This is a genomic window from Marinobacter sp. bablab_jr008, from assembly GCF_016464145.1.
Taxonomy (GTDB): Bacteria; Pseudomonadota; Gammaproteobacteria; order Pseudomonadales; family Oleiphilaceae; genus Marinobacter; species Marinobacter nauticus.
On the sequence record NZ_JACDWW010000059.1, the window covers coordinates 366,467 to 392,858 of the forward strand.

The following is a 26,392-nucleotide window of genomic DNA, read 5'->3' on the forward strand; positions in this document are numbered from 1 at the left end:
CACTGCAACGCAACCATACAAAAGCAACGGAGGCACTACCGCCCACAGGGTCATTCGCAAAGGCAATTGTGTGGATACATCACCAATTTTCGCCGCTGAGCGATTAAGCCGGCTTGATGGTACTGACCGAAGAACAAGAAACGTAAATACATAGCCGCTTCTCATTAATCGGCCCAGAGGGTCGTTGCCCCAGATTTTCCGGTGTTCCAGTGCAGAGGTTCCAGGGCGAGAAATTCTTTCCTCGATTGTCGACACTCGAGAGAAGGCCAACGTTAGCATGATGCATAGTGAAACCAATCCCAAAACAAGCGCTCCAGCCCCGATGAATGCAGCTGTTATCTGGAGCGTGTCATTCATCTATCGTTACCTCGTAAATTACTTCACCAACATCTTCACCGATGCCTCCAACTACTGCCCCGCCGGCGAAACCGCCAACACCCGCCATTATGATTCCGCATGCGATACCACCTGGGCCTGCTGTCGCAAGCCCTATGGCCCCACAAACTAATGGTCCAGCAAATGCACCCGCGCTGCCACCAATGGCAGAACCAGATAGTCGACCACCTTCGACGTACTTAACGCGCCTGCATTCAGACGCTTGTCCTGCTGTGCACGCCGCATGAATTTTCATTCCCGAAGCAGCAACATCGAGCCCAATCGAGAGATAGCCAACACCCTTTGCATACTTGGCGCCCGCCGCAACCCGCTCAAAATTGGTGGCGTATCCGGGTATGTCACCCACCCCAGCCTTATTCCAGTGATTAACAATACTTTTCGACGACAACCCCAGCGCTCGTTTCAGCTTGGCATCGTCATCCAGCGACATTCCCCGGCGGGCAATGCTTCCCAAAGCAAAATCCAGTTCCTTGAAAAGCGCCCGCCGTTTCTCGAAGAACTCCGAATGGTTTAGATGGCCGTGTTTGCGGTAACTCTCCTGATGAAGACGCTCAATGTTCCTCAACGTCTTCTCAATACTGCTGATCTGCTTCGACACCATCACGGCGCCTGCACCCAGCCCCGCCGAACCCGTTGAGGTAATGGCTTCCAACAAGTCATAATACTTAACGAGGAACTCCGCCTCGTCCTGCTTCAGCGACCTCACCTGAGCATTTACGCTAGCAGCCACCTCCATCAATTCGGCTTCTTTCTGGGTGCATTCCGTGCTCTCAGGGTCGCCCAATACAATCATCTCACCGGGCAACACCTGTGCGCCAAGATCCGGATTCAACCAGTCAAAGCTATTTGGTTTTGCCGAGGCATCGCCGTACAGAGCGCTCAACAATTCTGTTTTGCTCATGGGTGCCTGAACGACATGGAAGCCCGGCTCTATCTCGGGCTCTGGCTGACCATTAGTTGGAGTTGAAGTCACACCTGGCCCAGTCATACTGGATGCTACCGGCCCACCTGCCACAGGATTACTCGCACCACTCCCGGAACCATTGGTCCTTGGTGATGCAGGAATAGCGCTGCCAGAGTGAGTAGCAGGAGGTGCCGCCCGTGAAGCGATCTTTGACGGCGCGGGTGAGATCCCTGAAAACGGCGCAGGCGAATGGCTATCACCAATCACAACGCTACCAGTGCCGATCGTGACACCACCACAAGAGATTGCACTGCCAGTCACAGCGGCTGGAATGCCATTAATCAGTACCGTTGCAGAACCCGCAGCAATAGCACGAGGATGAGGAGGGTGCTTTGGTTTGGAGTGTGGCGAGAGAGGGTCGCCAACGCGGGCGACGGGCTTGCCATCAATCAACACATCGGGTGAGCCGGCAATCACCGGAGTGGGAGGGAATCCTTGGTGGTCTGTTCCCAAGTCACCCAACAGCACAACTTTCTTGCTCATTCCTGAATCCTTCTATCCTTGAAGATTTACGCAGACTTCCCTGGGCCGCCGTCAATGGCAACCAACCAAGACATGGTAAACAAAGCCGAATGATTTCCCAAGCATAGCCGGGCGCTCAATAACCATAACGTGATATCAATACGCCGAGGGGGCCAAGGATTGTCGTCGGTAGCAGCTTAAGGATTAACCGGTTTTACCACTAACTTTACTCACAAAAGCTGTGGATAACTGTGTTGGAAACCTCGGATTAAACACTCTCAAGCCCCGTGTCGCGGGGGCTCGGGAAACTTGATGCAAAAATGGACGATGCGCAGTTAGGCACACTGCCCCAGCGCAGACGCGTTACATTTCGTCAGCAACACAAGTGTCTCAGCAGTTACCCTTTTTCGCCTGGCCCGGTGGGCAGAAATGGCCGCGAGACTTCCGGTAAGACCCACGATCATCGTCATACCGACGGCGATCATAATCATAATCGCGATCGTGTTCCCTTTGGTCCCGGGTAGTCACGGCCGTTCCCGCTGCCGCACCGACAGCACCGCCAAGAATCGCTCCGTCTCTGCCACCCACCTCGTTGCCGATGGCGGCCCCCAGTGCGCCGCCAATACCTCCACCCAGCGCGGCTTCGGCGGTATCACCCGCAACGGCACCCAACGAGGTGGCACTCAGAGACAGAAAAACGAGCAGTGATTTCATATTCATGATGTAAATCCCATGGTTCAGGTGGTCTGACTTGTCCTGTATCGCGGGTGGGAGACCCTGTTCTCATCGCCCCACCAGGCACCTGTCAGTTTTGAACCATTCGAGAATAACAGAGTCACACGAGAAGCCACCCCTTACATTTTATTTATACTTCAACAGGTTACAAATCCTTAACAGCTGGCTTCCGGGTTCAGATGCACGATCAGCGGCTAGACTGGGCAGACCGGAGGCGGCAACGTCGGCCTGATTCCTGAACAGCTTTATCACGAACTTTACTCACAAAAGCTGTGGATAACTGTGTTGGAAACCTAGGGTTAACCAGGCGACAACCTTGCGCCACGGGGGCTCAGGAAAGTTGATGCAAAAACCGACGATAGCAATGAATCTGCCATAAACAGGGCGCCGAAACTCAATAGGAAACGATAGACCCCATCATCGTACTCACCTCAACTGGCTATCCTTACTGCCCCGCCGATTAAAACCGCGTGATGTCGATTGCTGCTTCTCAAGCGCAGACTGGCAGGCAATACAAAGCCGAACACCCGGAATTGCCTTACGGCGAGCTTCGGGAATCGCCCGGCCACACTCGTCACAATAGAGCGCACTCTCACCGCTACCAAGCTGACTCCGTGCCCTTTGCACTTCATCTTCAATACTCGCATCTATCTGATCCTGAACAGCGCCGTCCCGTGACCATCCACCAGCCATAGCGTTCTCCGATCATCAATTGAATTGATTCAGCCTAGGGCACAAGAGGGTAGGCCGCCCTCACCTGCCTCATCACAATCCTGGCATCTTCCGGTTTCAAACCCTGCTTTCGCAACTGCGGCATCACCATCGCGCCCACAGCCTTACACCGAGATTGATCAATGCCGTACTTTTGGAACACATCGGCAATGGCCTGCGGTTGGGCATCCGGATTGGTTTTTAGCAGCTTGCCAATGTCGATGGCACAGGCCTGCTCTTCAGGGGCAGTGTTCTGTTTACTACGCCAGATCAGGACAGCCACGATGGCGGCGAAAACACCGATGATCAGAAACTTCATGGCAAGGCACCTTTGTCCCGGCTTTTCCTAGCGAATACCCTGCGCTTGCAGCCACTGACTGATCTGGGCCTGATTCATGGCGCCACTCTGGCGCGCCACCTCCCGGCCGTTCTGGAACAGAATCAGGGTCGGTATGCTGCGAATCGCAAACTGACCGGCCGGCCCGGGGGCTTGTTCCGTATTCAGCTTGGCAAAGCGCACTTTCCCGCGCCAGGCCTTCGCGGCCTGCTCGAACTGGGGCGCCATCATTTTGCACGGGCCACACCAACTGGCCCAGAAGTCCACTAACACAGGCAGATCGCTGCGCCCGGTGTGGGTAGCAAAGGTCTGCTCCGTTAGCTCCAGAACCTGATCCGGCCAAAGCGGTTGTTTGCAGGCGCCACAATTGCCGCCGGAGGACAACTTGTCGACCGGTACGCGATTCACTTTGTGGCAATGGGGACATACCAGGTGTCGAACGTCAGTCATGATGAACGGGCCTCTGATTGGCTGATGGTAGAAATAATCGGGGCAGGAGAAGAGAAATCAAGCTGCACGAAAAATCGCATCCCACGAACACGCATCAACCGCTTTCCGCTACTATCAAAGTAAGTCGGTGTCAGAGGCTCAAGCACCATAGTACTGTCGATAAAACAATCGGAATTTACAGCCCCCGCGCCAAGCGGTCTCAATGTGTCTCGGTTTTCCGAAGTTTTTTTATAGGAATGTGCCCCAAACTATTAGGTTGCATTCCAAATAAACAATCAGAGGGAATCTTGATGACACAGATTATCGAACAGTTTCTCGAAGTTTCGAGCACTTACCTGCTATCACCCTGCGACAGTGACTGCTGCCACAAATCCGCCGCCTGAACTGGTTGCCCCTGAAGCCACAGGGTAATGCCAGGCAACGGCCAGAGTGCTGCCCCCTCGCTTAAAAAAGCTTACCCCCTTGTGTAACGAGTGGGTTCTCCGTAAAAAGGCATAGGAATCACAGCGGCCAACCCTCAGGCAAGGCCATCATCCATCCCAGGAGTGTTAACCGTGATTGTTCGCGAGCGCCCCGGCCCACTCCGGCTGTTGCTGGCCTGGAAAGGGTCTGTTGTCCCCCACATTCTGCCGCACATTCTGCTTACGGGAATGTTTGCAGCCGCCGTTACCTGGGTTTCGCGCCACCACTACCTCGACGGCATGGTCGACTACACACTTCTGCCGTTCACGATCATGGGCATCGCCCTGTCCATCTTTTTAAGCGTGCGCAACACCGCCACCTACGACCGCTGGTGGGAAGCCAGAAAACACTGGGGGCATATGGTGTACGAATTTCGCAGCCTGGCGCGGACTGGCACCATTTACCTGAGCCCGGAGCGACGCCGGGAGCTTCTGACCCGATGCCTTGCTCACGCTCACCTGCTGCGCGGCCAGTTGCGGGGAGAAGATGTACGGTCTGATCTGCCCGGGTCACTGGCGCCCGAACTCATTGACCAGGCCCTGAGCACACGCAACCCCGCCGCCTTCATGCTGCACCGGGCCGGAGACGTACTCGCCGAAGCCCACAAGGCGGGCGATCTGGATTCTGTAGCAACCGCGGCCGTAGACCAGCACCTTCATGGCCTCGCGGGCATTCAGGCGGCCTCGGAACGCATTGCCCTCACCCCGCTGCCCTTTGCCTACACCCTGCTGGCTCACCGCACGGCGTATGTGTTCTGCCACCTGCTCCCGTTCGGTCTGGTAGGCGTCGCAGGCTGGTTTACGCCGGTGTTCACCGCCATCGTGGCCTACACGTTTTTCGGGCTGGATCGCCTGTCTGAACAGCTTGAGTTTCCCTTTGGCCGACACACCAACGACCTGCCGCTGGATGCCATCTGCCGCATTCATGAAATCAGTGTTGCCGAAGCCCTGGGCTACCCGGCACCCGAACCGCTGCAGCCGGTCAAATACCAGTTGCAGTAAGGGCCCGGCGGTTACAACGGCATGCGCCCGGTTCGCTCCAGCCGCTCGCTCACCCATTTGTGATACAGCTTTGCCAGCGCTGGCCGAATTACCGGCAAGCCAATCAGCCAGGCAAGCGGTTTCAGCAGCCAGACCCGCGACATCAACAGAATATAGGCATCCAGTTCCCGGTGGATGTTGCCCTGGCCATCTTCCACATGGAGCTCCTGAAGCGCGGCTTTCGGGTCTATACCACGTTCCTCCAACTCCTCATCACGGCCGGTGATATCCACCCACTCCACCGATTCGCCGGTCCTGCCCGCGAGTCGTTCATAAAGCCTGCGATCCTTGACACAGCTTGGGCAGGCGCCATCGTAGTACACGCGAAGCTGATCGCCTGGTGCCCTCATCGCTATCCCCCCTGTTTGCATCGCATTCATCTGATGACTACACGATAAAGCACTGCGTGGCTCCCGTTAACCCTTCGGATCTCAGGCATAACCCGCGAGAGGCTGTACCATCGCCCTGAAATTCCAGGCGCGTATCGATCATTGTCTCGCTCGCATGCTTTTCGATTGCCAGGAGCCTGATCAGCAGGCCGTTCTGCATCATGTTCGGAGCCGAGGCCGCCGCGTGTTCCAGGTTTGCACGACGGTAGACCATATCGGCAATAGCCAGGAAAAAGGTCTGTACCGCGATGCCCCCAAGAGCATTACTCGCAGCCAACTCCGGGTGCCCGCGGTAGGCTGCTGTTACCGAGAGCACCGAACCACTGAGGGACGTCGCTGCCCCCAGAAGCACGGCTCCAGCGGTCGCCTCACCCAGCCCGGTCCGGTCGGCGAGCTGGTCGACCACACGTGTGATGCGTGTGCCCGCAATCGCAATGACCAGCGCACAGACGCTGAAAACCACGATGCTCTGTGACAGCGTCCAGCTGTCCAGATCCATGATCGGCAATGTCATCCTCCCGTTGCCTCTGAAGCCTACCGCGCAGCCAACGCGAAACGCGCGACAGCGGACCGTGCGAGTGGCCGGGCAGATAAGCGTCGCTATTGTGAAACAAGCCCGCTTCACGCCCATAGTGGCGACAACCAGTGCAAACGTACAACCCCATGGCTTGGGTATCCCATGCCCATTAGCACTGTCACGGTCGCGGATCTGGCTCTCTCGCCCCAGCCATCACAGCGGCCCACAACGCCCAAACCGGCGCTCCCCGGTTCTTTGCCCAGATTCTGTTTTCTGCGGCCAGTGAGGGCGACCACTTTGTGGGTGGCAGAGAGCACACCGCGCCTGAGGTCTATGAGCAAGGATTGGTGCGGGAGGGCAGAAGCAACGAGATCAAACCGGCGCTGATGAGCCAGATACTTCAAGAAATCGCACAAATCGTGGACATCTCAGCTGAAGATGTCTGGATCTAACTGCAGGACATTCCGGCCACCCAGATGATCGAGTTTGGGCGTTTTTTGCCAGCGCCGGACGATGAAGCTGAGCGGCAAAAAGGGAATGACCCCGGAAAAGCAGGCCAGCTTACCTAAATAACCGCATTAATAGATCTGTCCCGGTTTTCATTGCACAATTTTTTAGAATTCTATTTGTCCCTGAGACGGCGGACGTATTACCTCGTAAACTTTTTCAATTTCGTAGTGGCAATGCACTATCTCTTGGTCATAGCCATAAGAGGTTTCTTCGTAAAGCAGTACTCGGAGTGCGTCACCTGGACGGACATCAATTGCGCGCTTTTGAAAGTCATAGAGCCAGTCCGTGTGTGAGATCTTTGCATCAATCGAGTGCCCAGCGTATTGGAAAGACCACATCGATTTCCCGAGGTAATCCGGCTTTTTAACCTTAACAACCTGTCTCGAAGAGTGCTTTACCACTTCTTTCGTAAGCACGTCCCGGACAATCTCGCTAGATATTTCCAGATCCCGGTTAAATGAAATTTTCTGGCCGTCGTATTCATAGGCCGCAGAATCATTATTCTCAAGGTGACCAAGGCTTTCCTGAATGGAGCGGACGTCTGACAAAAGGACATCGGCGCGAGGCGCGCCATACGCCGGTAACTGTTTAATATCTGTATCTTCCGCAATCTTCGCTATTTCTTCTTCAAGATCTCTGACGTTTTCTCGGTTTACAGTATCGTCTTGATCATTTAGCCATTTTAAAATTGCGTACTTTGCGCGAAGAAGGAAGTGCCCTAAAACCTTTTTCCACTCACCATCTTTAAGCGCCTCATCAGGTACACCCGCGATCAGATCGCGGAACCGCGCTTTTAGCGACCCCGTCTCAACTTCGTCCAGAACCAAGGAAGTATTCAGGGCTACGTCAAACGAACTCAGAAGGTGCTTATCTAGAGATTCAAACGCTTCTATGAGGTCGGACATCGTCCGAAAAACTCTAGTGGGATCACCGCTCCCGCGTTCAAAATCAATAGTAACTTCAAACGCATTTTCTTTATTGGTATCCATCCCACCCCCTCAGTAATGTCTTCTCGCGCAAATCTTTTCGGAAATTTCGCAATCGAAAAGCGGTGAAGAAATTTTCCGGCAACAGAGTATTTTTATTATTTGCCAACTTTTAAAATTGTTGCATGAACCCCCATGTAGGCGTAACTACCCAAGAGCCAATATTTTAGATCTTCACTCAGCTTGTCGTTCTTTGACTTAACTTCAACGAATCGAATCTAATCTAATCTAATCGTCATTGTGAACCAAAAAATCTGGCCATCCGCAAAAATTACCCCAATAATCCATAGACAGCTAATTAATCGCCTTCTTTAGGTTTTCCAGACCTAGCACACGAATTACATCTTTCGCTTTCAAAACGTCGCTATCACGGGGCGCCCAAAGATATTGCCTTAAGTTATAGCTATGACCGAGCCAATAATCGAAAAGCCATTCAATATCGCCTAATTCACCTATGTGCCAACTTACCAATTCTTTTTGTCTTTCGTAGTACGAATTGCTTCCAAAATCCTCTGGAAGGATGGTAGATATAAGAGTTATCGATGCGTGTCCATTGAAGTGGGGGAAGTCCACGGTCCTGTTGACGCACTTATTAACCACTAGGAGCGATCTTCCACGACTCGCTTGGAATTAGTGACAAAATGTGTTTTCGATAGAGGCGACTTGTAATAGTCCTCATCCAAGAATCTTAAGAGCATTTTAAGATCTGACTTGTTATCAGGAACACATATTACTTCATTGCCATCTTCATCAACTGTCTCAAAAGGAATGCCGAAATCAATAGCGACTGCCCTAATTTCATGAAGAGGAACATTTTGTAAAATTCCACTTTGTTGAACCAAAGAGATTTTTCTTCTCACCCATGAGTCCGCGAGGGCGATGAAATCGTCGGAATCCACAGACTGCATAACGTCAATTTGAAGGAAATCAACAACATCAGTATCCGTGGCTTCTTTGTAATACTCACTGAGGTCGAACATTTGCCGCGTAGAGTGAAAGCTGTAGAACTTTAATTTTCCTGCCTCCAAAGTTGCGGTAAGTTTATGATCGACTGTGAGCCCTATACCTTCTATTTTCTTGTAAACATTATTGGCATGAAAAATTGAAAGACCGTTCGTTGAAATTATTTTTCTTCTGTCGAAGTTCTGGAGCAATATTTTAATAGTTCCATTCTGCGTTCGGTAACCAGTAAATAGAGCTTTTATGTCAAGAAAGAAGTCTTCAGTAGGGTCTACAGGATCCACTCCCAAGGGGTTCTCTACTGCTCGGGCAAGTCCATCAATATCATCGTAATCATTAATGTATAAAACTTCCCCCACATCTGGCTTGTACTTCCCGTCAAACTCGAACTCTTCAGCCGCTTCATCAAAACTCTCTTCCTGACTTTTAATATAATCAGAAAGCTCAGCTTGAACCGAGTTTGACAGTTCAAATTTAACAATTCGACGAGCCGGATCGTTTGTCAACCCAAAAAGGCTTAAAGGCATCCTCTACTCCATTAGCATAGCACTAGATAGCTTCATCACCCGAGTCACGTTACTAGGGCTTCGTATGATTCTTCTTGTTATCAACGTATAGACCATTCCATCGTTCGACTCCACCTTATAAAACCTAAACTTAAACAAATAAAGTATTGGGTGCGAGGGAATATTTGAAACGAACCACGCGACAACAAATATAAGACCAACCGTAATGGCAGCCATTAAGAAATTAATTTCCGCAATCTTCATAACAATTGGTGAAGCATAGCTCCCCAAAAAAACTAGCAGGTAATAATCCGCCGATTCCACCTTTTTTGCAGAAAAATTTACTCTTTGCGACTCCTTTCTAACCAAAGCAAGTATCAGAAAGGGCAACACTATCCCAATAATCGAAATTATTGACAGCTGAATAACCAAGGAGTCTAACTTTCCAATAGCGTAATACCTAACCCCTGCCAAAATCAGAAGGGTTGGCGAAAAAGAGGATACAAACAATATCGTTTTCAACCAATTCCTCATAACATTCATCCCTGGTTAACGCTGCGTTGCACCGGCTTGTCCGGTGCAACGCATTTTTAGGGCTTGATCTCGGGTTTAAAATCACCACCAAATAGCTTTACCGGTTTTGCATTTATACTAATAGCCGCGACATAATCTTCGTCCTGAAGTGTTTCGTACTTGACAAAATATGAATGGGCTTCTTGTTTTAAGATAACACTTCTTTGTTTTTCGAGCCATTTAAGCCTATCTGTTGTAAACACAACTGATTTACAGATAAACATCCGACTCAGGACCGAGGGCATATATTCCCTTTTATCGAATTCTTTAAACGGGTCACCTACTGAAAGAACAGATGCAGTTCCCTCCCTCCCTTTGTTACGCATTTTCTTGGCCGAAATAGAAATACCGCTCGGCAAAAAAACTCCAGTTTCAATCCCTTGCTTCATAGCAAACGAAGCCATTCGTTTATCAAATGCAGAGCCACCAAACAAAATGCTATAATTATTTATAAAACCATAATGTATTAACTTATCGACTACAGCCTTTTCTTCTTCGCTAGGTTTTGTGCTTGATATTATAGCAATATCGAATTCTGTAATTATATCCCCAAGGACCCAGAGATCCTTTTCCGTATAACGCTTTAACCCAAGTGGATAAAGCCTTTCATTTTTCCTCACAACTTTGATGCCAAGATTTTCAAGTTCAGATAACTTTTCAGGAGTCATTGACACCTTTTCACCCGCTTTCTTGGAGGCTTCTGGTTCAAATACAAGAATACGGTTTGACTTTCCTTCAAGATATTTTATGATTAGCCGCTTAACTCTTCTCCAGTCTAATCCTCCATGCCCACAGCCAAGTGCAGGCAATGTTATCGTCAAACCCTGTTTGTCCTCTAAATATTTTGACAACCAAATAAGACCATTCTCAACATACTCATATTCAGAAGGGTTGCGCCAATGGTTCTTTGTAGGGAAGTTAATAATCTCAAGCCCTTTTGAAAACATATCACCTTGTTTCCAAACACTGGGCTTTCCAGGAGCTATTTCCTTTTCCTTGCATTGCCGCACATACTCTTTGAACATCTCAGGGTATTTATTCTTGAAAGCTAGTGCTACACCCGCGCCCATGACCCCCACACAGTTAACCGTGTTTACTCGAATGTCTGCATCAAAATCAAAGAAATCTCCTTTAACAAACTCTAGCATGCGTCATTACACCCTATGGCCTGAAGAGCTTTAGATTTCAAAGCCTCAATCGATCGGTTATGGGACATCACCCAAAATGGGTTAATTGAGTTCATATCTGCCTTAGCAATGGCCACGAGCATATTAAGGTCATTTTCATCTTCAATCACATCAAACAACTGATTTTCGTTACGCCCTCTTGCAACGATATCGCCAATCAGATCATCGTACGTCACTAAAATCACAATTTTTCGTATAGCATCCTTACTAAGCCCACCAATATCTTCAGTAAGGATTCGCTTTAGCATAGGCAAGGACTTCACCGCATGATCATTGTCAGCTTTAGTCATTCCATCTTGACCCCATCGAGATTTCGGACCTTTCCCTATGTCGTGCAAATACGCTGACAAAAGAACAATATCTTTGTCTTCCTCAGATAGCTCATTGTATTCAAAAAACTGATCGAGTCCACCAGCCACCTTTCTGCTATGTGTACCAACATCATCCTTATGCGGTCCGTAGCTGGCCCTTAATCCATCAATGTCATCAAGTTCTTTTATCGATGAGAAGTTATTTGATATCGCGTCTAGTACAGCTCTAATGTTTTCATACTTCGTCGGTCCATTAGTGTTATTGCATATATCTACAATCGTATTGTCCACATTATTCTTTAAAATTCTTGGGCCAGTTACGATCGATTGTCTACCGCCTTCATAAAAGTTTGTATAATAGTGATCTGTATCGTATTTAATGGCAGGGGGCTGCGTGGCTTTGGCTGTAAATATCTTTTCCACTTCCTCCTTTATCCGCTCATTCCATACGACAATGTAAGAAATTTCCGAAATTTTGATTTCGCCTGGAATGAGTAATTCTGCCATTTTTTGATGACGATATTCATCGGATGGGCATCCCCACTTTTTATCATCAATTGCATCCCAGTTTAAAGAATTCAGCATATGTACCGCTGATAAATCGTAGAAATTTGGCGGGACATCAGTGTTTGCAGAAGCATCTGCGAATACAACCCCCGCTTTTTTCTCAATGATTTCGATGGGAATTGCAAAGTATATCAGTAGAGGCTGGTCTACATTTTTCTTATTGATCACGCCGAGTTGCATCGGAGTTTTTTTCGAAAAATAGAACGGCACGTAATCGTGAACGCAACTTCCTTCCGAGCACGGCACAAGCATAGCACTTCGTCTGCCTTGTATCCCATACTCGGCTATATTTTCGTGAGAGATACCCCGCTCGTTCTTTAGATTTGTACACAACAATCCACTTTCAATGATCGATTCAAGGTTGTCAATCAAAGTAAAATGATATGCATATCTTCCTTTTAGATTCTGCGGGATGCTCATACCTTTATCCTTGAAAATTCAATTTCCGATTAGAGCCCTAACGCTTCAATCAGCCGACGCGTTATCGGTAGGCTGCATTGATTTATTAGCCTTTTTTTCTTCGAAGATTTTCCTTAACGGCGAATCACTTGGATACAACACCTTTGCGCTGGGGACATCTAGAGCTGCTGTATCCAAATGTGAATCCTGATCATCAAAGAAAATATGTGGCTTAAATGCCTTTAAGAATCGACTCTTCTGCAACCCTCCAAGAAAGAAAGCTTGATCTATATATACGTTCCATGCCCGTATAGTGTTTATTACTCTCATTTCAGCGGGGCTATTCCTTGCTGTCATGATCGCCAGTCGGACCGGAGAGTACTCGATTCTTCCAGGTAATCGCTCTTGGATTTTAGAAAGTTTTCTCAACAAGTTTGCGTGTGGGCCTTCTTGCAGAGGAACCTCTTTTTGAAGATCTTCGGTTTCCCAAAATTTGTCGAGCCCTTCCGTCTGATTGATAAGCTCACTTTCCTCACTAAACAAAACCGCATCAGCATCGAAGGCAAACCTTACTTGATCGTCTCTTAACTCTTGTGAGGAGCTTGGCGGCTCTCTTACAATTGCCCCAGCACATACTTTACTGTCAACCACGCTTTGCGCATCTGACTCATCGGTGGTGAGGAACAAATCGACATAAAATGCTTCTAAATAGTCCGAACTTGGCTCCCCTGCAGTGAAGGCTGATCGCGTGATCGCTAGTCCTCGCCTTCTTATTTCCTTGAGAACCCTGAACCCTGTTTCTGGACTATTTTTTGAGATGACAACTACCTCTACGATGGGGTCTTTATCACCTTCAGCTTGGTGCTTATTCAAACCTAGCAACGCTTTAACTAAAGGCATCCCGGTGCCGTCTTGTAAAGGCTCATCCTCATGCTGGAGCATGTACTCTCGGTATTCAATAATCGCAGTTTCTGGATCTTCCGCCTTCTTTTCTCTGAATACTCTATCAGCCTCCGAGAGATCGAACAGTGCCGTCGCTGAAATTCCGATAACTAACGTTTCTGATAAATCAATTGGCATGTATATTCCTTTCTGAAGGTCTACAGGGCTAACAGTGATTAGATGGTGCGCTTCGTTGCTGCGATCATTTGAGCGTCAATAAAAGCTCAGACCCAAAACTCAGACTTCGCCAACCAAAGCTTTTAAATCAATGTGCTACGCTGTTCCGAAACTCTGATAGCCCCGTAATCATTTGACAGCGTCATTACTGCAATAACGAAGCACCAATCATCCCTCGGCACTTGGGAAATGCCTTACAGCCAAAAAACTCCTTCCCAACATTTTCTCCACGCTTCACCGTGCGTTTTACCATCTCACCCTGGCACTTCGGGCACCGTGGCTCACCGTTTTTCTTCGCCGCAATTTCCGTCACATGCGCCACGTGCTGCCGGTGATTTCTGAACGTAGCTGCCAGCCGCCCGGATTCAATGGCTTCAATCGCCTTCTGAACCTCAGCATTCGACAGCCGCTGCTCGGTTTGGGCTTTGATAAAGCGAATGTATCCACCACCGTAAGTGACGTTGTCCGGCATCGGCGTTTTGAAAGTTGAATCCCCCACAAACACCACAAGCGAAATTACTTGCTCATCGCCGAGGCCCAACAGGCTTTGCAGTGTCTTCACATGCTTGTAGTTCTGGTGCAGCGGGTTCTGGAATTTCTGCGAGTGCTTAAAGATCTTCTGCGTCCAATACCGCTGTTTTGCGTTACCGAAGATCCAGCCCTTCATATTCTTGGTTTCCACCACAAACACGCCATACCGGGAGACAATGATGTGGTCGATCTGGGTGGTGCCGTCTTCTGTGGGCAAGGTAACGTTTTTGATGAGGTGGTAACGGGTTTTATCAAGAAACAGCTTTGCGGCGAGGTTTACCATGGCTTCGCCGGCTTTGCCTTTGAACCAGGGTGTTCTCAGAATGGGCAACAGGATGAACAGCGGTACGAAATACCAGACTTGATTCGGTAGAGAGTTCAGGAGGGTGTTGAATAGCTGGCCGAAGTCCATCGGTTTTCCTTAACAGCTGCCAATCCGTTTCTTATAACTACACACTAACCTAATCTTCAGTAGACTTCCTATACCGTCAAGGTCAAATTTTGTAAACCATATATTGAAAAAGCCGCGCGGTTTCCCGGGCGGCTTTTTCGTTTCTGCAGGGAATTACAGAATCAGGCAGCAGCCAGGTAAGCCCCCGCCACAGCCAGCACTCCCCCAATCCCCCGACTAAACCGGCTATCCGCCCTCAGCATCAAACTACCCAGTCCACGCCCAACCAGCGTGATGGCCAGCGTGGCGATGGAGAAGCCGGCCAGGTAGGCCGCCAGCGTAGCGCCTTCGGGCATTTCGGCACCGTGGGCGAAGCCGTGGAACAGCATGAAGGCACCAACCAGAGTGCCACCCACAGCCGTCGGCAGTTTGGCCAGGGTGGCAATCAGGATGCCAGCTACCAGTACCGAGAAGGTGATGCCGGTTTCCACGCCCGGCAGGCTCAGGCCACCCCAGGCGAGGGCGGCGCCGAATACCATGCCGCCGATGACGAAGGCGGGGGTGGCGTTTTTCATGAGTTTGCCCTGGCGCACGCTCCAGAAGCCGATGGCGGCCATGGCCAGCAGGTGGTCCAGGCCCAGCATGGGGTGCAGCAGGCCGCTGGTGAAGCCACCTTCGGTGTGGCCGGGGTGGGCCATGGCGGTAGCAGAGGCGGTCAGCAGCGCAGCGGTGGCGAGAAGTTTTGAAGTCAGTTTCATGGTGTTGCTCCTGGTGGTTCTTTAATCGTATTGGTTCGTTTGCTCAGGCCATTTCGGCCAGTTTTTCGGGACGCCTTTCCGGCAGCATGCCGCGCTCCAGAATGAAGCTGATGATGGTGTCCAGCCCTACCCCGTCGTACAGGTTGGTGAACACGAAGGGGCGTTCGCCGCGCATTTTTTTGCTGTCCCGTTCCATCACATCCAGGGAGGCGTGTACCTGTTCGGCAATGTCGATCTTGTTGATGATCAGCAGGTCGGATTTGGTGATGCCGGGGCCGCCTTTGCGGGGGATCTTGTCGCCGGCGGACACGTCGATCACGTACAGGGTGAGGTCGCTCAGTTCCGGGCTGAAAGTGGCGGAGAGGTTGTCGCCGCCGGATTCCACCAACACCAGTTCCAGGCCCGGGTGACGGCTTTGCAGGTCGTCGATGGCGGCCAGGTTCATGGAAGCATCCTCGCGAATGGCGGTATGCGGGCAGCCGCCGGTTTCCACGCCCAAGATGCGGTCTGCGGCCAGGGCTTCGTGGCGCAGCAGGAAGTCGGCGTCTTCCCGGGTGTAGATGTCGTTGGTGACCACGGCGATGTCGTAGTGGTCCCGCAGGGCGGTGCATAGCTGACGCAGCAATGCGGTTTTACCAGACCCGACCGGGCCGCCGACGCCTACTCTCAGACAATGTGTCATGGCTGTATCTCCTTGATGTTTTTATTCAGCTTCTGAAAAGCCGTGAATACTGGGTTTCATGCAGGGCACTGCCGAGCGCGAGGCCCGGCAGGATGGGCCCGAGTTCGTGGTCTTGCCGTGCCAGCGCCTGGTCGGTGGTAATCACCAGTGCCGGGCGCAGTTGTTCGATAATCCGTTGGGCGGCGGTGTGGCCCAGGGGCAAGGCTTTGCAGGCCACCGCCAGCTGGTTTTCCAGCCAGGCCCAGGCAAAGCCGAGCAGGGTTTGCCGCACCGGCACCCGACGTACCTGTGCGGCCCAGGCAAACAGGGTGATGTAGCCGGGCTCGGCCGGAATCAGGGTTTGCTCCGGCAACAGGTTGAGGTTGCCCAGCAGGGTTTTCAGGGCGCCGCCCAGCCGGGTGTCTTCGTCGCTCAGTTCGGCGGTTTCCCGGGTGGCGTGCAGCCACTGGTTCCAGTGCGCGATGGTGGCGCCGTCGTCGTTCGCCCAGGCGATTTGCAGCCGGGCCAGTAAGGGCAACTCACACCGGCTGAGGCCGTCGTCCAGCACGCCTTCAATCCACTGGGCCAGTTCTGCTTCGTTGTTCACCCAGCCCAGCTCAAAGGCACTTTCCAGGCCCTGTGACCAGGCAAAGGCGCCGATGGGCAACGCCGGGCTGACCAGCTGCATCAGCCCCAGCAGGGCCAGGTCGCCGCCGGGTTCGCCCTCACCCGCCATGGCTGCCGGCTCAGTGGGTGTGTTTGTGGCCGTGAGCATGGGTATGTCCAGCAGCGTGAGTGTGGTCATGGCTTTCACCGTGCGAGTGCGCGTGGGAATGGCCATGGCTATGACCGTGCGAATGGCCCTGGCCGGCCTGGTTATAGGCTCCGGGTTCCGGGTCGAAGGTGGCGGTGTGGTGCACCACGGTGGCGCCCAGGCGTTCGGCCAGTTCTTCCAGTACGTGATCGGGCGGGAAGCGCACGAAGGCGCCCTGCTCGTCTTCACCAATCGCCAGGGTGACGTGGCGGTTGCCCAGGTGGTAACACAAGCGGGCCAGCGGCAGGCCGGTTTCTACGCGGGCGGTGACCACCGGCTCTTCCGCGGCGCGAATGCGGATGATCTCGCCGGATTTCGCTTCCAGCAGGTCGCCGTCTCTCAGCACCGGGCCACGGTCCAGAAACAGGCCCACGTCCAGGTTGGTTTCGGTGGTGGCCCGCAGGCGGCCGCGAATGCGCAGTTCGTAGGGCAGCACCAGGTTGTCGTGGATTTCGCTGGCGTCTACGTGGGTGATGCGTTTAGTCAGTTCCAACATCCGTTCGTTCCTCTCAGAACAGCCTTGAGCTGTGTTGATTAAGCAGCCTTGAGCTGTATTGACTAAAAAAGGTGATAGCGCTGGGCCAGGGGCAGTTCGGTGGCCGGCTCGCAGGTGAGCAGTTCGCCGTCGGCGTGCACTTCGTAGGTTTGCGGGTCTACGGTCAGGTGCGGGCAGGCGTCGTTCAGTTTCATGTGCTGCTTGCGCACGTCCCGCACGCCTTTGCAGGCGGAGAGCGGGCTGTCCAGGCCCAGTTCTTCACCAATATTGGCGTCCAGCGCGGCCTGGCTGACGAAGGTCAGGCGGGTGGCACTGGCCGCCTTGCCGAAGGCGCCGAACATGGGGCGGTAATGCACTGGCTGCGGTGTGGGGATAGAGGCATTGGGGTCGCCCATGGGGGCGGCGGCAATCATCCCGCCCTTGAGGATGCAGGCAGGCTTTACGCCGAAAAACGCCGGGCTCCACAGCACCAGATCCGCCAGTTTGCCCACTTCCACCGAGCCCACATCATGGGCAATGCCGTGGGTGATGGCGGAGTTGATGGTGTACTTGGCGATGTAGCGTTTGGCGCGGAAGTTGTCGGCGCCGCGTTCCTGGTCTTCCGGCAGCAGGCCGCGCTGCACTTTCATCTTGTGGGCGGTTTGCCAGGTTCGGCAGATTACCTCGCCCACCCGGCCCATGGCCTGGGAGTCGGAGGAGATCATGGAGATCACGCCCATGTCGTGCAGGATGTCTTCCGCCGCGATGGTTTCCCGGCGGATGCGGGAATCGGCGAAGGCCACGTCTTCCGGGATGTTCGGGTCCAGGTGGTGGCACACCATCAGCATGTCCAGGTGTTCGTCGATGGTGTTTACGGTGTAGGGCCGGGTCGGGTTGGTGGACGACGGCAGTACATAGTCTTTGGAGCAGGCGGTAATGATGTCCGGGGCGTGGCCGCCGCCGGCGCCTTCGGTGTGGAAGGTGTGAATGCAGCGGCCTTTGAAGGCGGCTAGCGTGTCTTCCACAAAGCCGGATTCGTTCAGGGTGTCGGTGTGAATGGCCACCTGAATGTCGTATTGGTCGGCCACGGTCAGGCAGTTGTCGATGCTGGCCGGGGTGGTGCCCCAGTCTTCGTGCAGTTTGAGGCCGATCACGCCGGCTTTGATCTGCTGTTCCAGCGCTTCCGGCAGGCTGGCGTTGCCCTTGCCCAGGAAGCCGATGTTCATGGGCAGGCTGTCCACGGCCTGCAGCATCTTGCCGATGTGCCAGGGGCCGGGCGTGCAGGTGGTGGCGTTGGTGCCGGTGGCCGGGCCGGTGCCGCCGCCGAGCATGGTGGTCACGCCGCTCATCAGGGCTTCTTCCACCTGCTGGGGGCAGATGAAGTGGATGTGGGGGTCGATACCGCCGGCGGTGAGGATTTTGCCTTCGCCGGCGATGATCTCGGTGCCGGGGCCGATGACGATGGTCACGTCTGGCTGGGTGTCCGGGTTGCCGGCTTTGCCTATGGCGGCGATGCGGCCTTTCTGGATGCCCACGTCGGCTTTGACGATGCCCCACCAGTCGAGGATTAGGGCGTTGGTGATGACGGTGTCCATCACGGCGTCGTCGCAGCGCTGGCTCTGGCCCATACCGTCGCGGATGACTTTACCGCCGCCGAATTTCACTTCGTCGCCGTAGTGGGTGTGGTCTTCTTCTACTTCTATCCACAACTCGGTGTCGCCCAGGCGGACGCGATCCCCGACGGTCGGGCCGTACATGTCGGCGTAGGCTTGTCTGCTGATTTTCATTTTGTGTCCTCCAACGGGCCCATCACTTCCGCCCGGAAGCCATAAATTTCGCGCGTTCCGGCAAACGGAATCAGTGTCACGGACCGGGTCTGGCCGGGCTCGAAACGAATGGCGGTGCCGGCGGCCACGTCCAGGCGATAGCCGCGGGCCTTGGTGCGGTCGAAGTCCAGGGCGGGGTTGGCTTCGGCGAAGTGGTAGTGGGAGCCGATTTGCACCGGGCGGTCGCCGGTGTTGCCGACGTCCAGCTGGATGCGTTCGCGGCCGGCGCAGAGTTCAATGTCGCCGTCTTTGAGTTGGTATTCACCGGGGGTCATGGCGCGCTCCTCAAACAATCGGGTTGTGGACGGTGACCAGTTTGGTGCCGTCCGGGAAGGTGGCTTCCACCTGGACTTCGTGCACCATGTCAGCCACGCCGTCCATCACGTCTTCGCGGGTGAGGATTTCGGTGCCGGCGCTCATCAGTTCGGCCACGGTGCGGCCTTCGCGGGCGCCTTCCATGATTTCGGCGCTGATCAGGGCCACCGCTTCGGGGTAGTTCAGTTTCAGGCCTTTGGCTTTGCGGCGTTCGGCCAGCAGGGCGGCGGTGAACAGCAGCAGCTTGTCTTTGTCTCTGGGGGTGAGTTCCATGGATGACTCCGTTGTCTCTTATGCGTCAGGTAAGCCAGATTCTGGGTGTGTGGGCCGGTACGCTGGCGAGCAAGGGGCGCAGCAGGTGCCAGGCCTGTTCGCACAGGGCCCAGGCTTCGTTGCGTTCGGTACCCAGGTAGCGCAGGAGCAGCACGCCCCGGCGCCGGGTGACGGCCCAGCGGTTATGGTCTGGTAACTGTGCTCTCAGCACATCGATGGCGGCACCTTCGTCGTCCAGGCCTACCGCCCAGAGCGTGGCCTGTACAGTGGCGCCACCCTGGCCCCAGGGGCCGTTGAACCGGCGGTGTTTCGGGTCCAGCAGCTGGCGCTCCAGCCACAGCGGCTGGCCGTCCAGGCTTAAATGGAAACGCTGTTCCAGTTCGCCGGTGGCAAACGGCAGGTCGCTGGCCGGGCGGCCCAGCGCGAGCACTTCCCAGCCCAGGGTTCGGGCGCCGGTTGCCAGTTCAATGGTGGTGGTTTGCAAACCACGGGAGCCGTCGAAGGCGATGGTTTCCTGGGGCAGGTATTCCAGGATCGCGTCTTTGGCTACCTGCAACCGGGTGTGCTGGCCCCAGGCCACGCCATGGCTGTCGGCCTTGTACAGTTTCGCCGCGGCCGGGGTGGTCAGAAGCGCGTGGCCACCTTCGGCCACAGAGGCTTCGATGCGCAGTTCGTCGCCGCTCACCAGGCCACCCGGGGGATGCAGCAGGTACACATGGCAGCAGCCGGTTTTGCCTTCCGGGTAGAAGGGGCGCTGCACCCGCAGTGGACCATGGTGGCGCCGGCGCACCAACCGGGTTACCGGCGCAGGTTCGCTCTCGGTACGTGCCTCAAAGCCCAGTTCCAGGGCCGCCGCCCAGCGCCGTTCTGTGTCGAAACGGTGGCCGGAGGCGTGGCGGTCGATGGCTTGGTAGGCGGTCATACGGTCAGGTGCTGTTTGATGAGTTCATCGGTCAGCCCGGTAATATCGCCTTCCGCCACACGCCGGCCCCGGTCGACGATGGCGAAGCGGTCGGCGTATTTGCGGGCAAACGGCAGTTTCTGTTCCACCAGCAGCACGGTCAGGCCGTCTTCTTCAATCAGCCGGCGAATCACCTCGCCAATCTGGGCCACGATGTTAGGCTGGATGCCCTCCCCCGGCTCGTCGAGGATCAGCAGGCGCGGCTCAATCACCAGCGCCCGGCCAATGGCCAGCTGTTGCTGTTGGCCGCCGGAGAGGTCGCCGCCCCGGCGGTGTTTCATTTCTTTCAGCACCGGGAACAGCTCATAAATGCGCTCGGGGATTTGCTTGCTGCCATCGGCCCGCACCGCCAGGCCGGTGCGCAGGTTTTCCTCCACGGTCAGCAGCGGGAAGATCTGCCGGCCCTGGGGCACGTAGCCGATGCCCAGGCGGGAGCGGTCTTCGATTTTCTTTTTGGTGAGTTCCACATCCCGGGCAAACTCGATGGAGCCGCTTTTCACGATTTCCTCGCCCATGATGCATTTCATCAGTGTGGTCTTGCCCACGCCGTTGCGGCCCATCACGCAGGTACACTGGCCCTGGGGCACGTCCAGCTCCAGGTCCCAGAGGGTGTGGCTTTCGCCGTAGAACTGGTTGAGCTTTTCAATCTTGAGCATCAGGCCTCCTCCCCCAGATACACCTTGATCACGTCCGGGTCGTTGGAGACCTGGTCCATGGTGCCTTCGGCCAGCACGCTGCCCTGGTGCAGTACGGTGACTTTACGGGCGATGGAGCGCACGAAGCCCATGTCGTGTTCCACCACTACCACGGACTGTTTGCCCGCGAGACTGGTGAGCAGTTCAGCGGTGCGTTCCATTTCCTGTTCGGTCATGCCGGCCACGGGCTCGTCCACCAGCAGCAGCCGGGGTTTCTGCATCAGCAGCATGCCGATCTCCAGCCACTGTTTCTGACCGTGGGAGAGGATGCCGGCGGGCTTGTCGCGCAGCGCCTGCAAACCGATCATTTCCAGGATTTCGTCAATCCGGTCCCGGTATTCCGCGGTCATGATGGCAGTCAGGGTGGGCAGGATGCGTTTGTCGGCGGCCATGGCCAGTTCGAGGTTTTCGAACACAGTCAAAGCCTCGAACACGGTGGGCTTCTGGAACTTGCGCCCAATGCCCAGGGTGGCAATGTCCGGCTCGTTCATGCGCAGCAGGTTGTGGCGGCTGCCAAACCACACCGAGCCGGTATCGGGCCGGGTTTTACCGGTGATGATGTCCATCATGGTGGTTTTACCCGCCCCGTTGGGGCCGATGATGCAGCGCAGCTCGCCGTCGTCGATGGTGAGGTTGAGGTTGTTGATGGCCTTGAAGCCATCGAAGCTCACGCTCACGTCTTCCATGTACAGGATCGGGCCGTGGCGCACGTCAACCGGCGAGGCCACGGGGGTGAGAAACTCAAATACCTGATCCCGGTTGGCAAGTTGTTCAAAGATGCTCATGCGGTGGCCTCCTGAGCGCCGGGTTGGTCATCGTCTTTCTGGCGGCGTTTCTGCAACAGCCCGGCAATGCCCTTGGGCAGGAACACCGTCACCAGCACGAACAGCGCGCCCAGGGCGAACAGCCAGGCGTCCGGCATGATGCCGGTGAACACGGTCTTGGCGTAGTTCACCAGCAAGGCGCCGATAACCGCGCCATACAGGGTGGCGCGGCCACCGAGGGCAACCCACACCACGATTTCGATGGAGAACAGCGGCGAGAATTCGCTGGGGTTGATAATGCCCACCTGGGGCACGTACAACGCGCCGGCCACACCCGCCAGCATGGCGGAGACCACGAACACGAACAGCTGCACCCGTTCCACCCGGTAGCCGAGGAACCGGGTACGGGCTTCAGCGTCGCGGCAGGCCACGCTGACCCGGCCCAGCTTGCTGGTCACAATGGCACGGCACACGACATAGCCCACCGCCAGCGCGATGCCGGTTGCCAGGAACAGGCCAAGCCGGGTGGCATCGCTGCGCAGGTCGAAGCCGAGGATGTCTTTGAAGTCGGTCAGGCCGTTGTTGCCACCGAAGCCCATTTCGTTACGGAAGAAGGCCAGCATCAACGCAAAGGTCAGCGCCTGGGTGATGATGGACAGGTACACGCCGGTTACCCGGGAGCGGAAAGCCAGGAAGCCGAACACCAGCGCCAACAGGCCCGGGGCCAGCAGCACCATGATGAAGGCGAACCAGGCCATGTCGAAGCCCTGCCAGTACCAGGGCAGCTCCTGCCAGTTCAGGAACACCATGAAGTCTGGCAATACAGGATCGCCATACACGCCGCGATCACCAATCTGGCGCATCAGGTACATGCCCATGGCGTAGCCGCCGAGGGCAAAGAAGGCGCCGTGGCCCAGGCTGAGAATGCCCAGGTAACCCCACACCAGGTCCACTGCCACCGCCAGCAGCGCGTAACAGAGGTATTTGCCCAGCAGGGTAACGGTGTAGGCGCTTACGTGCAGGGCACTGTCTTCCGGCATAAACAGGTGCAGGAAGGTAACCACCACCAGGGCGGCGAACAGCACACCGAGGAAAAGCTGGGTGGAACGCTCCTGGAAGGGCCGGAGCAGCCAGGTTTGTGATGTCGCCATAACTCAGCCCTCCGCCGCACGGCCTTTCTGCGGGAATAGCCCGCGTGGCCGCTTTTGAATAAACAGGATGATCAGCACCAGCACCATGATTTTGGCGAGGACCGCCCCCGCCCAGGGTTCCAGCAGCTGGTTGATGGTGCCCAGGGAAAGCCCGGCAATGAGGGTGCCCCAGAGATTGCCCACGCCACCGAACACCACCACCATGAACGAATCGATGATGTAGTTCTGGCCCAGGTTGGGGCCGACGTTGGTGATCTGCGACAGGGCCACGCCCGCCAGCCCGGCCACGCCGGAGCCCAGGGCGAAGGTCATGATGTCCACTTTGGTGGCTTTGATGCCCATGGAGCGGGCCATGGCGCGGTTCTGGGTAACAGCACGGACTTCCAGCCCCAGGCGGGTCTTGCGCATGATCAGCATCAGCCCGGCGAATACCACCAGGGCAAAGCCGATCACGTACAGGCGATTCAGGGTGAGCGACAACGCCTCGTTCACCATGATCGAGCCGCTCATCCACTCGGGCGTGACCACGGTGCGGTTGAGGGGGGAAATCACCGTACGCACCAGTTGCTGAAGAATCAGGCTGATACCGAAGGTGGCCAGCAGGGTTTCCAGCGGGCGGCCTTTCAGGTACTGGATAACGCTGCGCTCAATGGCGATGCCCGCCAGCGCCGCCACCAGGAAACCGGCCGGGATGGACAGGATCAGGGCCAGGCCGGGCTGGCCCGGGAACAGCTGCTGCATGCCCCAGGTGGTGTAGGCCCCGAGCATGATCAGCTCGCCATGGGCCATGTTGATCACGCCCATCACACCAAACGTGATGGCCAGGCCAATGGCGGCCAGCACCAGTACCGAGCCGAGGGACAGGCCAAAATACAGGGTCTCGGCAGCGCGGTTGAGTTTCAGTTTCTGTTCAATGCTGGCCAGGGCTTCCTCGGCCGCAGCCGCCAGCGCGGGGTCATCGCTGTTCACAGCATTATTCAGGGCGGCACGCACGGTCGGGTTCAGGCTGCCGGACAAAGTGGCAACCGCCTCAACATCGCCCTGCTCCACCTGGTAAATGGCCAGGGCATTGGTGAGCATGTCACGCACCCGCTCGTTGTCTTCCACCTGCAGGCGGGCCTGCAACCGGGTTGCCAGGGCTTCATTTACCTCACCCAGCAGGTTGCGGGCGGCCGCCAGGCGTTGGCCGGGGTCGGCCACGGTCAGGTCGATCACCGAGAGGATGCCCTCGATGTCGGCCCGCAGGGCGTTGTTTACCCGCAGGCTTTGCAGATCCCGGCGCGACATTTCACCCAGGTCTTCGCCGGTCAGCGCGTCGGCGATCTGCCAGTTACGGCCCCGGTTATTAACCACAATTACCAGGACACCGGTGTCTTCAATCATCGCGAGTTTGCCGTCACGAACGGCTTCCAGCCAGCCCCGGGCGCGTTCATCGCCAGTTTCGGAGAGGGCTTTGAGTAAGTCGGTTTTTTCAGCTTGTCCTGCTTCTACGAGCCGTTTCAGCAGCGCTTCGGGCGCATTCGTCTGCGCCTGGGCATTCGCCAGTGTGGCCCCTAGGGCCAGACAGACAGCCAATGCCATCCTGGCGAGCAATCGGTGAATGCTCATGATTCATTCCTGTTGGCTTGGGAATTCGGGAGCGGTGCCGGGCAGGCTCAGGCCTGCCCGGCTGTGCCCGGTTGGAACTTAGTTAGAGGCCACGTCAGCCGAGCCACCACCGCACTTGCCGGTGACCACGTTGAAGTTGCCGCAGCGCAGAGGCGCTCGCCAGTCACTGATCAGGTCCTTGGAACCTGGCAGGAAGTCAGACCAGGCATCGCCAGCCACGGTAGACGGGGTTTCCCAGACCACGGAGAACTGGCCGTTGTCCTGGATCTCGCCAATCAGCACCGGCTTGGTGATGTGATGGTTCGGCATCATGGTGGAGTATCCGCCGGTAAGGTTCGGTACGCTCACACCGATGATGGCGTCTTTCACTTCATCCACGTCGGTGGTGCCGGCTTTCTTCACCGCTTCAACGTACATGTTGAAACCGATGTAGTGGGCTTCCATCGGGTCGTTGGTGACGGCGGCATCGTCGCCCTTGTAGGCAACCCAGGCGTCGATGAAGTCGTAGTTGGCGTCGTTATCCACGCTCATGAAGTAGTTCCAGGCAGCCAGGTGGCCAACCAGCGGAGCGGTGTCGATGCCGGAGAGTTCCTGTTCACCCACGGAGAACGCAACCACGGGAATGTCGGTGGCGGAAATGCCCTGGTTGCCCAGTTCACGGTAGAAGGGCACGTTGGCGTCGCCGTTGATGGTGGAGACCACGGCGGTCTTCTTGCCGGCGCTGCCGAATTTCTTGATGTCAGACACGATGGTCTGCCAGTCAGAGTGGCCGAAAGGCGTGTAGTTGATCATGATGTCGCCGGCGGCCACACCTTTGTCTTTCAGGTAGGTTTCCAGAATCTTGTTGGTGGTGCGTGGGTAAACGTAGTCGGTGCCGGCCAGCACCCAGCGCTCAACACCCAGATCGTTCATCAGGTAATCAACCGCTGGAATCGCCTGCTGGTTGGGGGCCGCACCGGTGTAGAACACGTTTTCAGATGATTCCTCACCCTCATACTGAACCGGGTAGAACAACAGGCCGTTCAGTTCCTCAACCACTGGCAGTACGGATTTACGGGACACAGAGGTCCAGTTACCGAAGATCACGTCGACCTTTTCTTTCTCCAGCAGCTCACGGGCTTTCTCCGCGAACAGCGGCCAGTTGGAAGCCGGGTCAACCACCACCGGCTCCAGCTGGCGGCCAAGTACGCCACCGGCGGCGTTCTGCTTTTCAATCAGCATCAGCATGGTGTCTTTCAGCGCGGTTTCACTGATGGCCATGGTGCCGGACAGGGAATGGAGAATACCCACCTTGATGGGGTCTTCGGCGGCAAACGCGGTATTGATGGAACCGAAAGAGACAGACAGCGCCAATGCAGAGAGGCCCAGTTTCACGTGTTTTTTGATGCTCATGTTGTGCGTCCTTTTCGTTGGGTTATGAGTCGTCAAACGCAAACAGCCAATTGCATCCGCCGTTCCAACAACTAGAAAAGCACAAATAAAACATCATGTTAGACAACAAAAAACATGCCCGAACCGGCTCTGCAATGAATTGGTGCGCCGTTTCAGGCCCCAATCCGGTGCTTCGGCCAACCCGCCGCACCAAATT

At 55.2% G+C, this 26,392-nt stretch carries 28 protein-coding genes; 2 read left to right on the forward strand and 26 right to left on the reverse strand.

Annotation, left to right across the window (positions count from 1 at the left end):
- Positions 1 to 349: 349 nt before the first annotated feature.
- The 5 genes from JIF53_RS10370 to trxC form a co-directional block, all read right to left on the reverse strand.
- The gene (locus JIF53_RS10370; protein ID WP_199452418.1) at positions 350 to 1,843 is read right to left on the reverse strand and encodes a type VI secretion system PAAR protein; all 1,494 of its coding nucleotides are present in this window, start codon (positions 1,841 to 1,843) and stop codon (positions 350 to 352) included.
- Positions 1,844 to 2,212: 369 nt separating this feature from the next.
- The gene (locus JIF53_RS10375) at positions 2,213 to 2,542 is read right to left on the reverse strand and encodes a hypothetical protein (RefSeq protein ID WP_199452419.1); all 330 of its coding nucleotides are present in this window, start codon (positions 2,540 to 2,542) and stop codon (positions 2,213 to 2,215) included.
- Between the two features lie 441 nt (positions 2,543 to 2,983).
- Positions 2,984 to 3,250 (reverse strand): DksA/TraR family C4-type zinc finger protein, encoded by a 267-nt coding sequence (locus tag JIF53_RS10380; protein ID WP_076657156.1) that lies wholly within the window; start codon positions 3,248 to 3,250, stop codon positions 2,984 to 2,986.
- Positions 3,251 to 3,284: 34 nt separating this feature from the next.
- Positions 3,285 to 3,587 (reverse strand): hypothetical protein, encoded by a 303-nt coding sequence (locus JIF53_RS10385; protein WP_199452420.1) that lies wholly within the window; start codon positions 3,585 to 3,587, stop codon positions 3,285 to 3,287.
- Positions 3,588 to 3,614: 27 nt separating this feature from the next.
- Positions 3,615 to 4,055, reverse strand: coding sequence for a thioredoxin TrxC (gene trxC / locus JIF53_RS10390; RefSeq protein WP_199452421.1), 441 nt, complete (start codon positions 4,053 to 4,055; stop codon positions 3,615 to 3,617).
- Between the two features lie 554 nt (positions 4,056 to 4,609).
- Here trxC and JIF53_RS10395 point away from each other — a divergent pair.
- Positions 4,610 to 5,518: a bestrophin family protein gene (locus JIF53_RS10395; protein WP_323127169.1), complete on the forward strand. Its 909-nt coding sequence runs from the start codon at positions 4,610 to 4,612 to the stop codon at positions 5,516 to 5,518.
- An 11-nt stretch (positions 5,519 to 5,529) separates the two neighbouring features.
- On the opposite strand, the gene JIF53_RS10400 is transcribed toward JIF53_RS10395, so the two are convergent.
- Both JIF53_RS10400 and JIF53_RS10405 read right to left on the reverse strand, forming a co-directional pair.
- Positions 5,530 to 5,907 carry a thiol-disulfide oxidoreductase DCC family protein gene (locus tag JIF53_RS10400; protein WP_199452423.1) on the reverse strand — a complete coding sequence of 126 codons (378 nt, stop codon included), beginning with the start codon at positions 5,905 to 5,907 and terminating at the stop codon, positions 5,530 to 5,532.
- 37 nt (positions 5,908 to 5,944) lie between these two features.
- Positions 5,945 to 6,460 (reverse strand): hypothetical protein, encoded by a 516-nt coding sequence (locus JIF53_RS10405; protein WP_228285521.1) that lies wholly within the window; start codon positions 6,458 to 6,460, stop codon positions 5,945 to 5,947.
- A gap of 215 nt (positions 6,461 to 6,675) precedes the next feature.
- Between JIF53_RS10405 and JIF53_RS19440 the strand changes: the two genes are divergently transcribed.
- Positions 6,676 to 6,915 carry a hypothetical protein gene (locus JIF53_RS19440; protein ID WP_323127173.1) on the forward strand — a complete coding sequence of 80 codons (240 nt, stop codon included), beginning with the start codon at positions 6,676 to 6,678 and terminating at the stop codon, positions 6,913 to 6,915.
- A gap of 162 nt (positions 6,916 to 7,077) precedes the next feature.
- Here JIF53_RS19440 and JIF53_RS10415 read toward each other — a convergent pair whose 3' ends face one another.
- The 19 genes from JIF53_RS10415 to urtA all read right to left on the reverse strand — a co-directional run bounded on the left by JIF53_RS10415 (position 7,078) and on the right by urtA (position 26,196).
- The gene (locus JIF53_RS10415; RefSeq protein ID WP_199452424.1) at positions 7,078 to 7,962 is read right to left on the reverse strand and encodes a hypothetical protein; all 885 of its coding nucleotides are present in this window, start codon (positions 7,960 to 7,962) and stop codon (positions 7,078 to 7,080) included.
- A gap of 596 nt (positions 7,963 to 8,558) precedes the next feature.
- Positions 8,559 to 9,446, reverse strand: a complete 888-nt coding sequence (locus tag JIF53_RS10420) for a Kiwa anti-phage protein KwaB-like domain-containing protein (protein ID WP_199452425.1) — start codon at positions 9,444 to 9,446, stop codon at positions 8,559 to 8,561.
- A 569-nt stretch (positions 9,447 to 10,015) separates the two neighbouring features.
- Positions 10,016 to 11,146 (reverse strand): macro domain-containing protein, encoded by a 1,131-nt coding sequence (locus JIF53_RS10425; protein WP_199452426.1) that lies wholly within the window; start codon positions 11,144 to 11,146, stop codon positions 10,016 to 10,018.
- On the reverse strand, positions 11,140 to 12,483 hold the full coding sequence (locus JIF53_RS10430; RefSeq protein ID WP_199452427.1) for a DarT ssDNA thymidine ADP-ribosyltransferase family protein: 1,344 nt from the start codon (positions 12,481 to 12,483) through the stop codon (positions 11,140 to 11,142). The genes JIF53_RS10425 and JIF53_RS10430 overlap by 7 nt, the downstream gene beginning before the upstream one ends.
- Before the next feature lie 45 nt (positions 12,484 to 12,528).
- Positions 12,529 to 13,542 (reverse strand): 5'-nucleotidase, encoded by a 1,014-nt coding sequence (locus tag JIF53_RS10435; protein ID WP_199452428.1) that lies wholly within the window; start codon positions 13,540 to 13,542, stop codon positions 12,529 to 12,531.
- A 184-nt stretch (positions 13,543 to 13,726) separates the two neighbouring features.
- Entirely contained in the window at positions 13,727 to 14,524 is a 798-nt protein-coding gene (locus tag JIF53_RS10440; RefSeq protein ID WP_199452429.1) for a nuclease-related domain-containing protein, read from the reverse strand.
- A 161-nt stretch (positions 14,525 to 14,685) separates the two neighbouring features.
- Positions 14,686 to 15,261 carry a HupE/UreJ family protein gene (locus tag JIF53_RS10445; protein WP_199452430.1) on the reverse strand — a complete coding sequence of 192 codons (576 nt, stop codon included), beginning with the start codon at positions 15,259 to 15,261 and terminating at the stop codon, positions 14,686 to 14,688.
- A 43-nt stretch (positions 15,262 to 15,304) separates the two neighbouring features.
- Positions 15,305 to 15,943: an urease accessory protein UreG gene (gene ureG / locus JIF53_RS10450; protein WP_011786432.1), complete on the reverse strand. Its 639-nt coding sequence runs from the start codon at positions 15,941 to 15,943 to the stop codon at positions 15,305 to 15,307.
- 25 nt (positions 15,944 to 15,968) lie between these two features.
- Positions 15,969 to 16,697, reverse strand: coding sequence for an urease accessory UreF family protein (locus JIF53_RS10455; protein WP_036193865.1), 729 nt, complete (start codon positions 16,695 to 16,697; stop codon positions 15,969 to 15,971).
- Positions 16,669 to 17,232, reverse strand: coding sequence for an urease accessory protein UreE (ureE, locus tag JIF53_RS10460; protein WP_014422373.1), 564 nt, complete (start codon positions 17,230 to 17,232; stop codon positions 16,669 to 16,671). The genes JIF53_RS10455 and ureE overlap by 29 nt, the downstream gene beginning before the upstream one ends.
- Before the next feature lie 62 nt (positions 17,233 to 17,294).
- Complete coding sequence (ureC, locus tag JIF53_RS10465; protein ID WP_199452431.1) at positions 17,295 to 18,998, reverse strand: urease subunit alpha; 1,704 nt, start codon at positions 18,996 to 18,998, stop codon at positions 17,295 to 17,297.
- Positions 18,995 to 19,312, reverse strand: coding sequence for an urease subunit beta (locus JIF53_RS10470; RefSeq protein WP_199452432.1), 318 nt, complete (start codon positions 19,310 to 19,312; stop codon positions 18,995 to 18,997). Before JIF53_RS10470 ends, ureC begins: the two co-directional genes overlap by 4 nt.
- Before the next feature lie 10 nt (positions 19,313 to 19,322).
- On the reverse strand, positions 19,323 to 19,625 hold the full coding sequence (gene ureA, locus JIF53_RS10475) for an urease subunit gamma (RefSeq protein WP_022992779.1): 303 nt from the start codon (positions 19,623 to 19,625) through the stop codon (positions 19,323 to 19,325).
- Between the two features lie 25 nt (positions 19,626 to 19,650).
- Positions 19,651 to 20,547, reverse strand: a complete 897-nt coding sequence (locus tag JIF53_RS10480; protein ID WP_199452433.1) for an urease accessory protein UreD — start codon at positions 20,545 to 20,547, stop codon at positions 19,651 to 19,653.
- The gene (gene urtE / locus JIF53_RS10485) at positions 20,544 to 21,242 is read right to left on the reverse strand and encodes an urea ABC transporter ATP-binding subunit UrtE (RefSeq protein ID WP_199452434.1); all 699 of its coding nucleotides are present in this window, start codon (positions 21,240 to 21,242) and stop codon (positions 20,544 to 20,546) included. Before urtE ends, JIF53_RS10480 begins: the two co-directional genes overlap by 4 nt.
- Positions 21,242 to 22,066: an urea ABC transporter ATP-binding protein UrtD gene (urtD, locus tag JIF53_RS10490; protein WP_014422380.1), complete on the reverse strand. Its 825-nt coding sequence runs from the start codon at positions 22,064 to 22,066 to the stop codon at positions 21,242 to 21,244. Before urtD ends, urtE begins: the two co-directional genes overlap by 1 nt.
- Entirely contained in the window at positions 22,063 to 23,196 is a 1,134-nt protein-coding gene (gene urtC / locus JIF53_RS10495) for an urea ABC transporter permease subunit UrtC (protein ID WP_023008524.1), read from the reverse strand. Before urtC ends, urtD begins: the two co-directional genes overlap by 4 nt.
- 3 nt (positions 23,197 to 23,199) lie before the next feature.
- Positions 23,200 to 24,804, reverse strand: coding sequence for an urea ABC transporter permease subunit UrtB (gene urtB, locus JIF53_RS10500; RefSeq protein WP_199452435.1), 1,605 nt, complete (start codon positions 24,802 to 24,804; stop codon positions 23,200 to 23,202).
- 78 nt (positions 24,805 to 24,882) lie between these two features.
- A complete protein-coding gene (urtA, locus tag JIF53_RS10505; protein ID WP_199452436.1) occupies positions 24,883 to 26,196 on the reverse strand; it encodes an urea ABC transporter substrate-binding protein in 1,314 nt (437 codons plus the stop codon).
- Positions 26,197 to 26,392 lie beyond the last annotated feature (196 nt).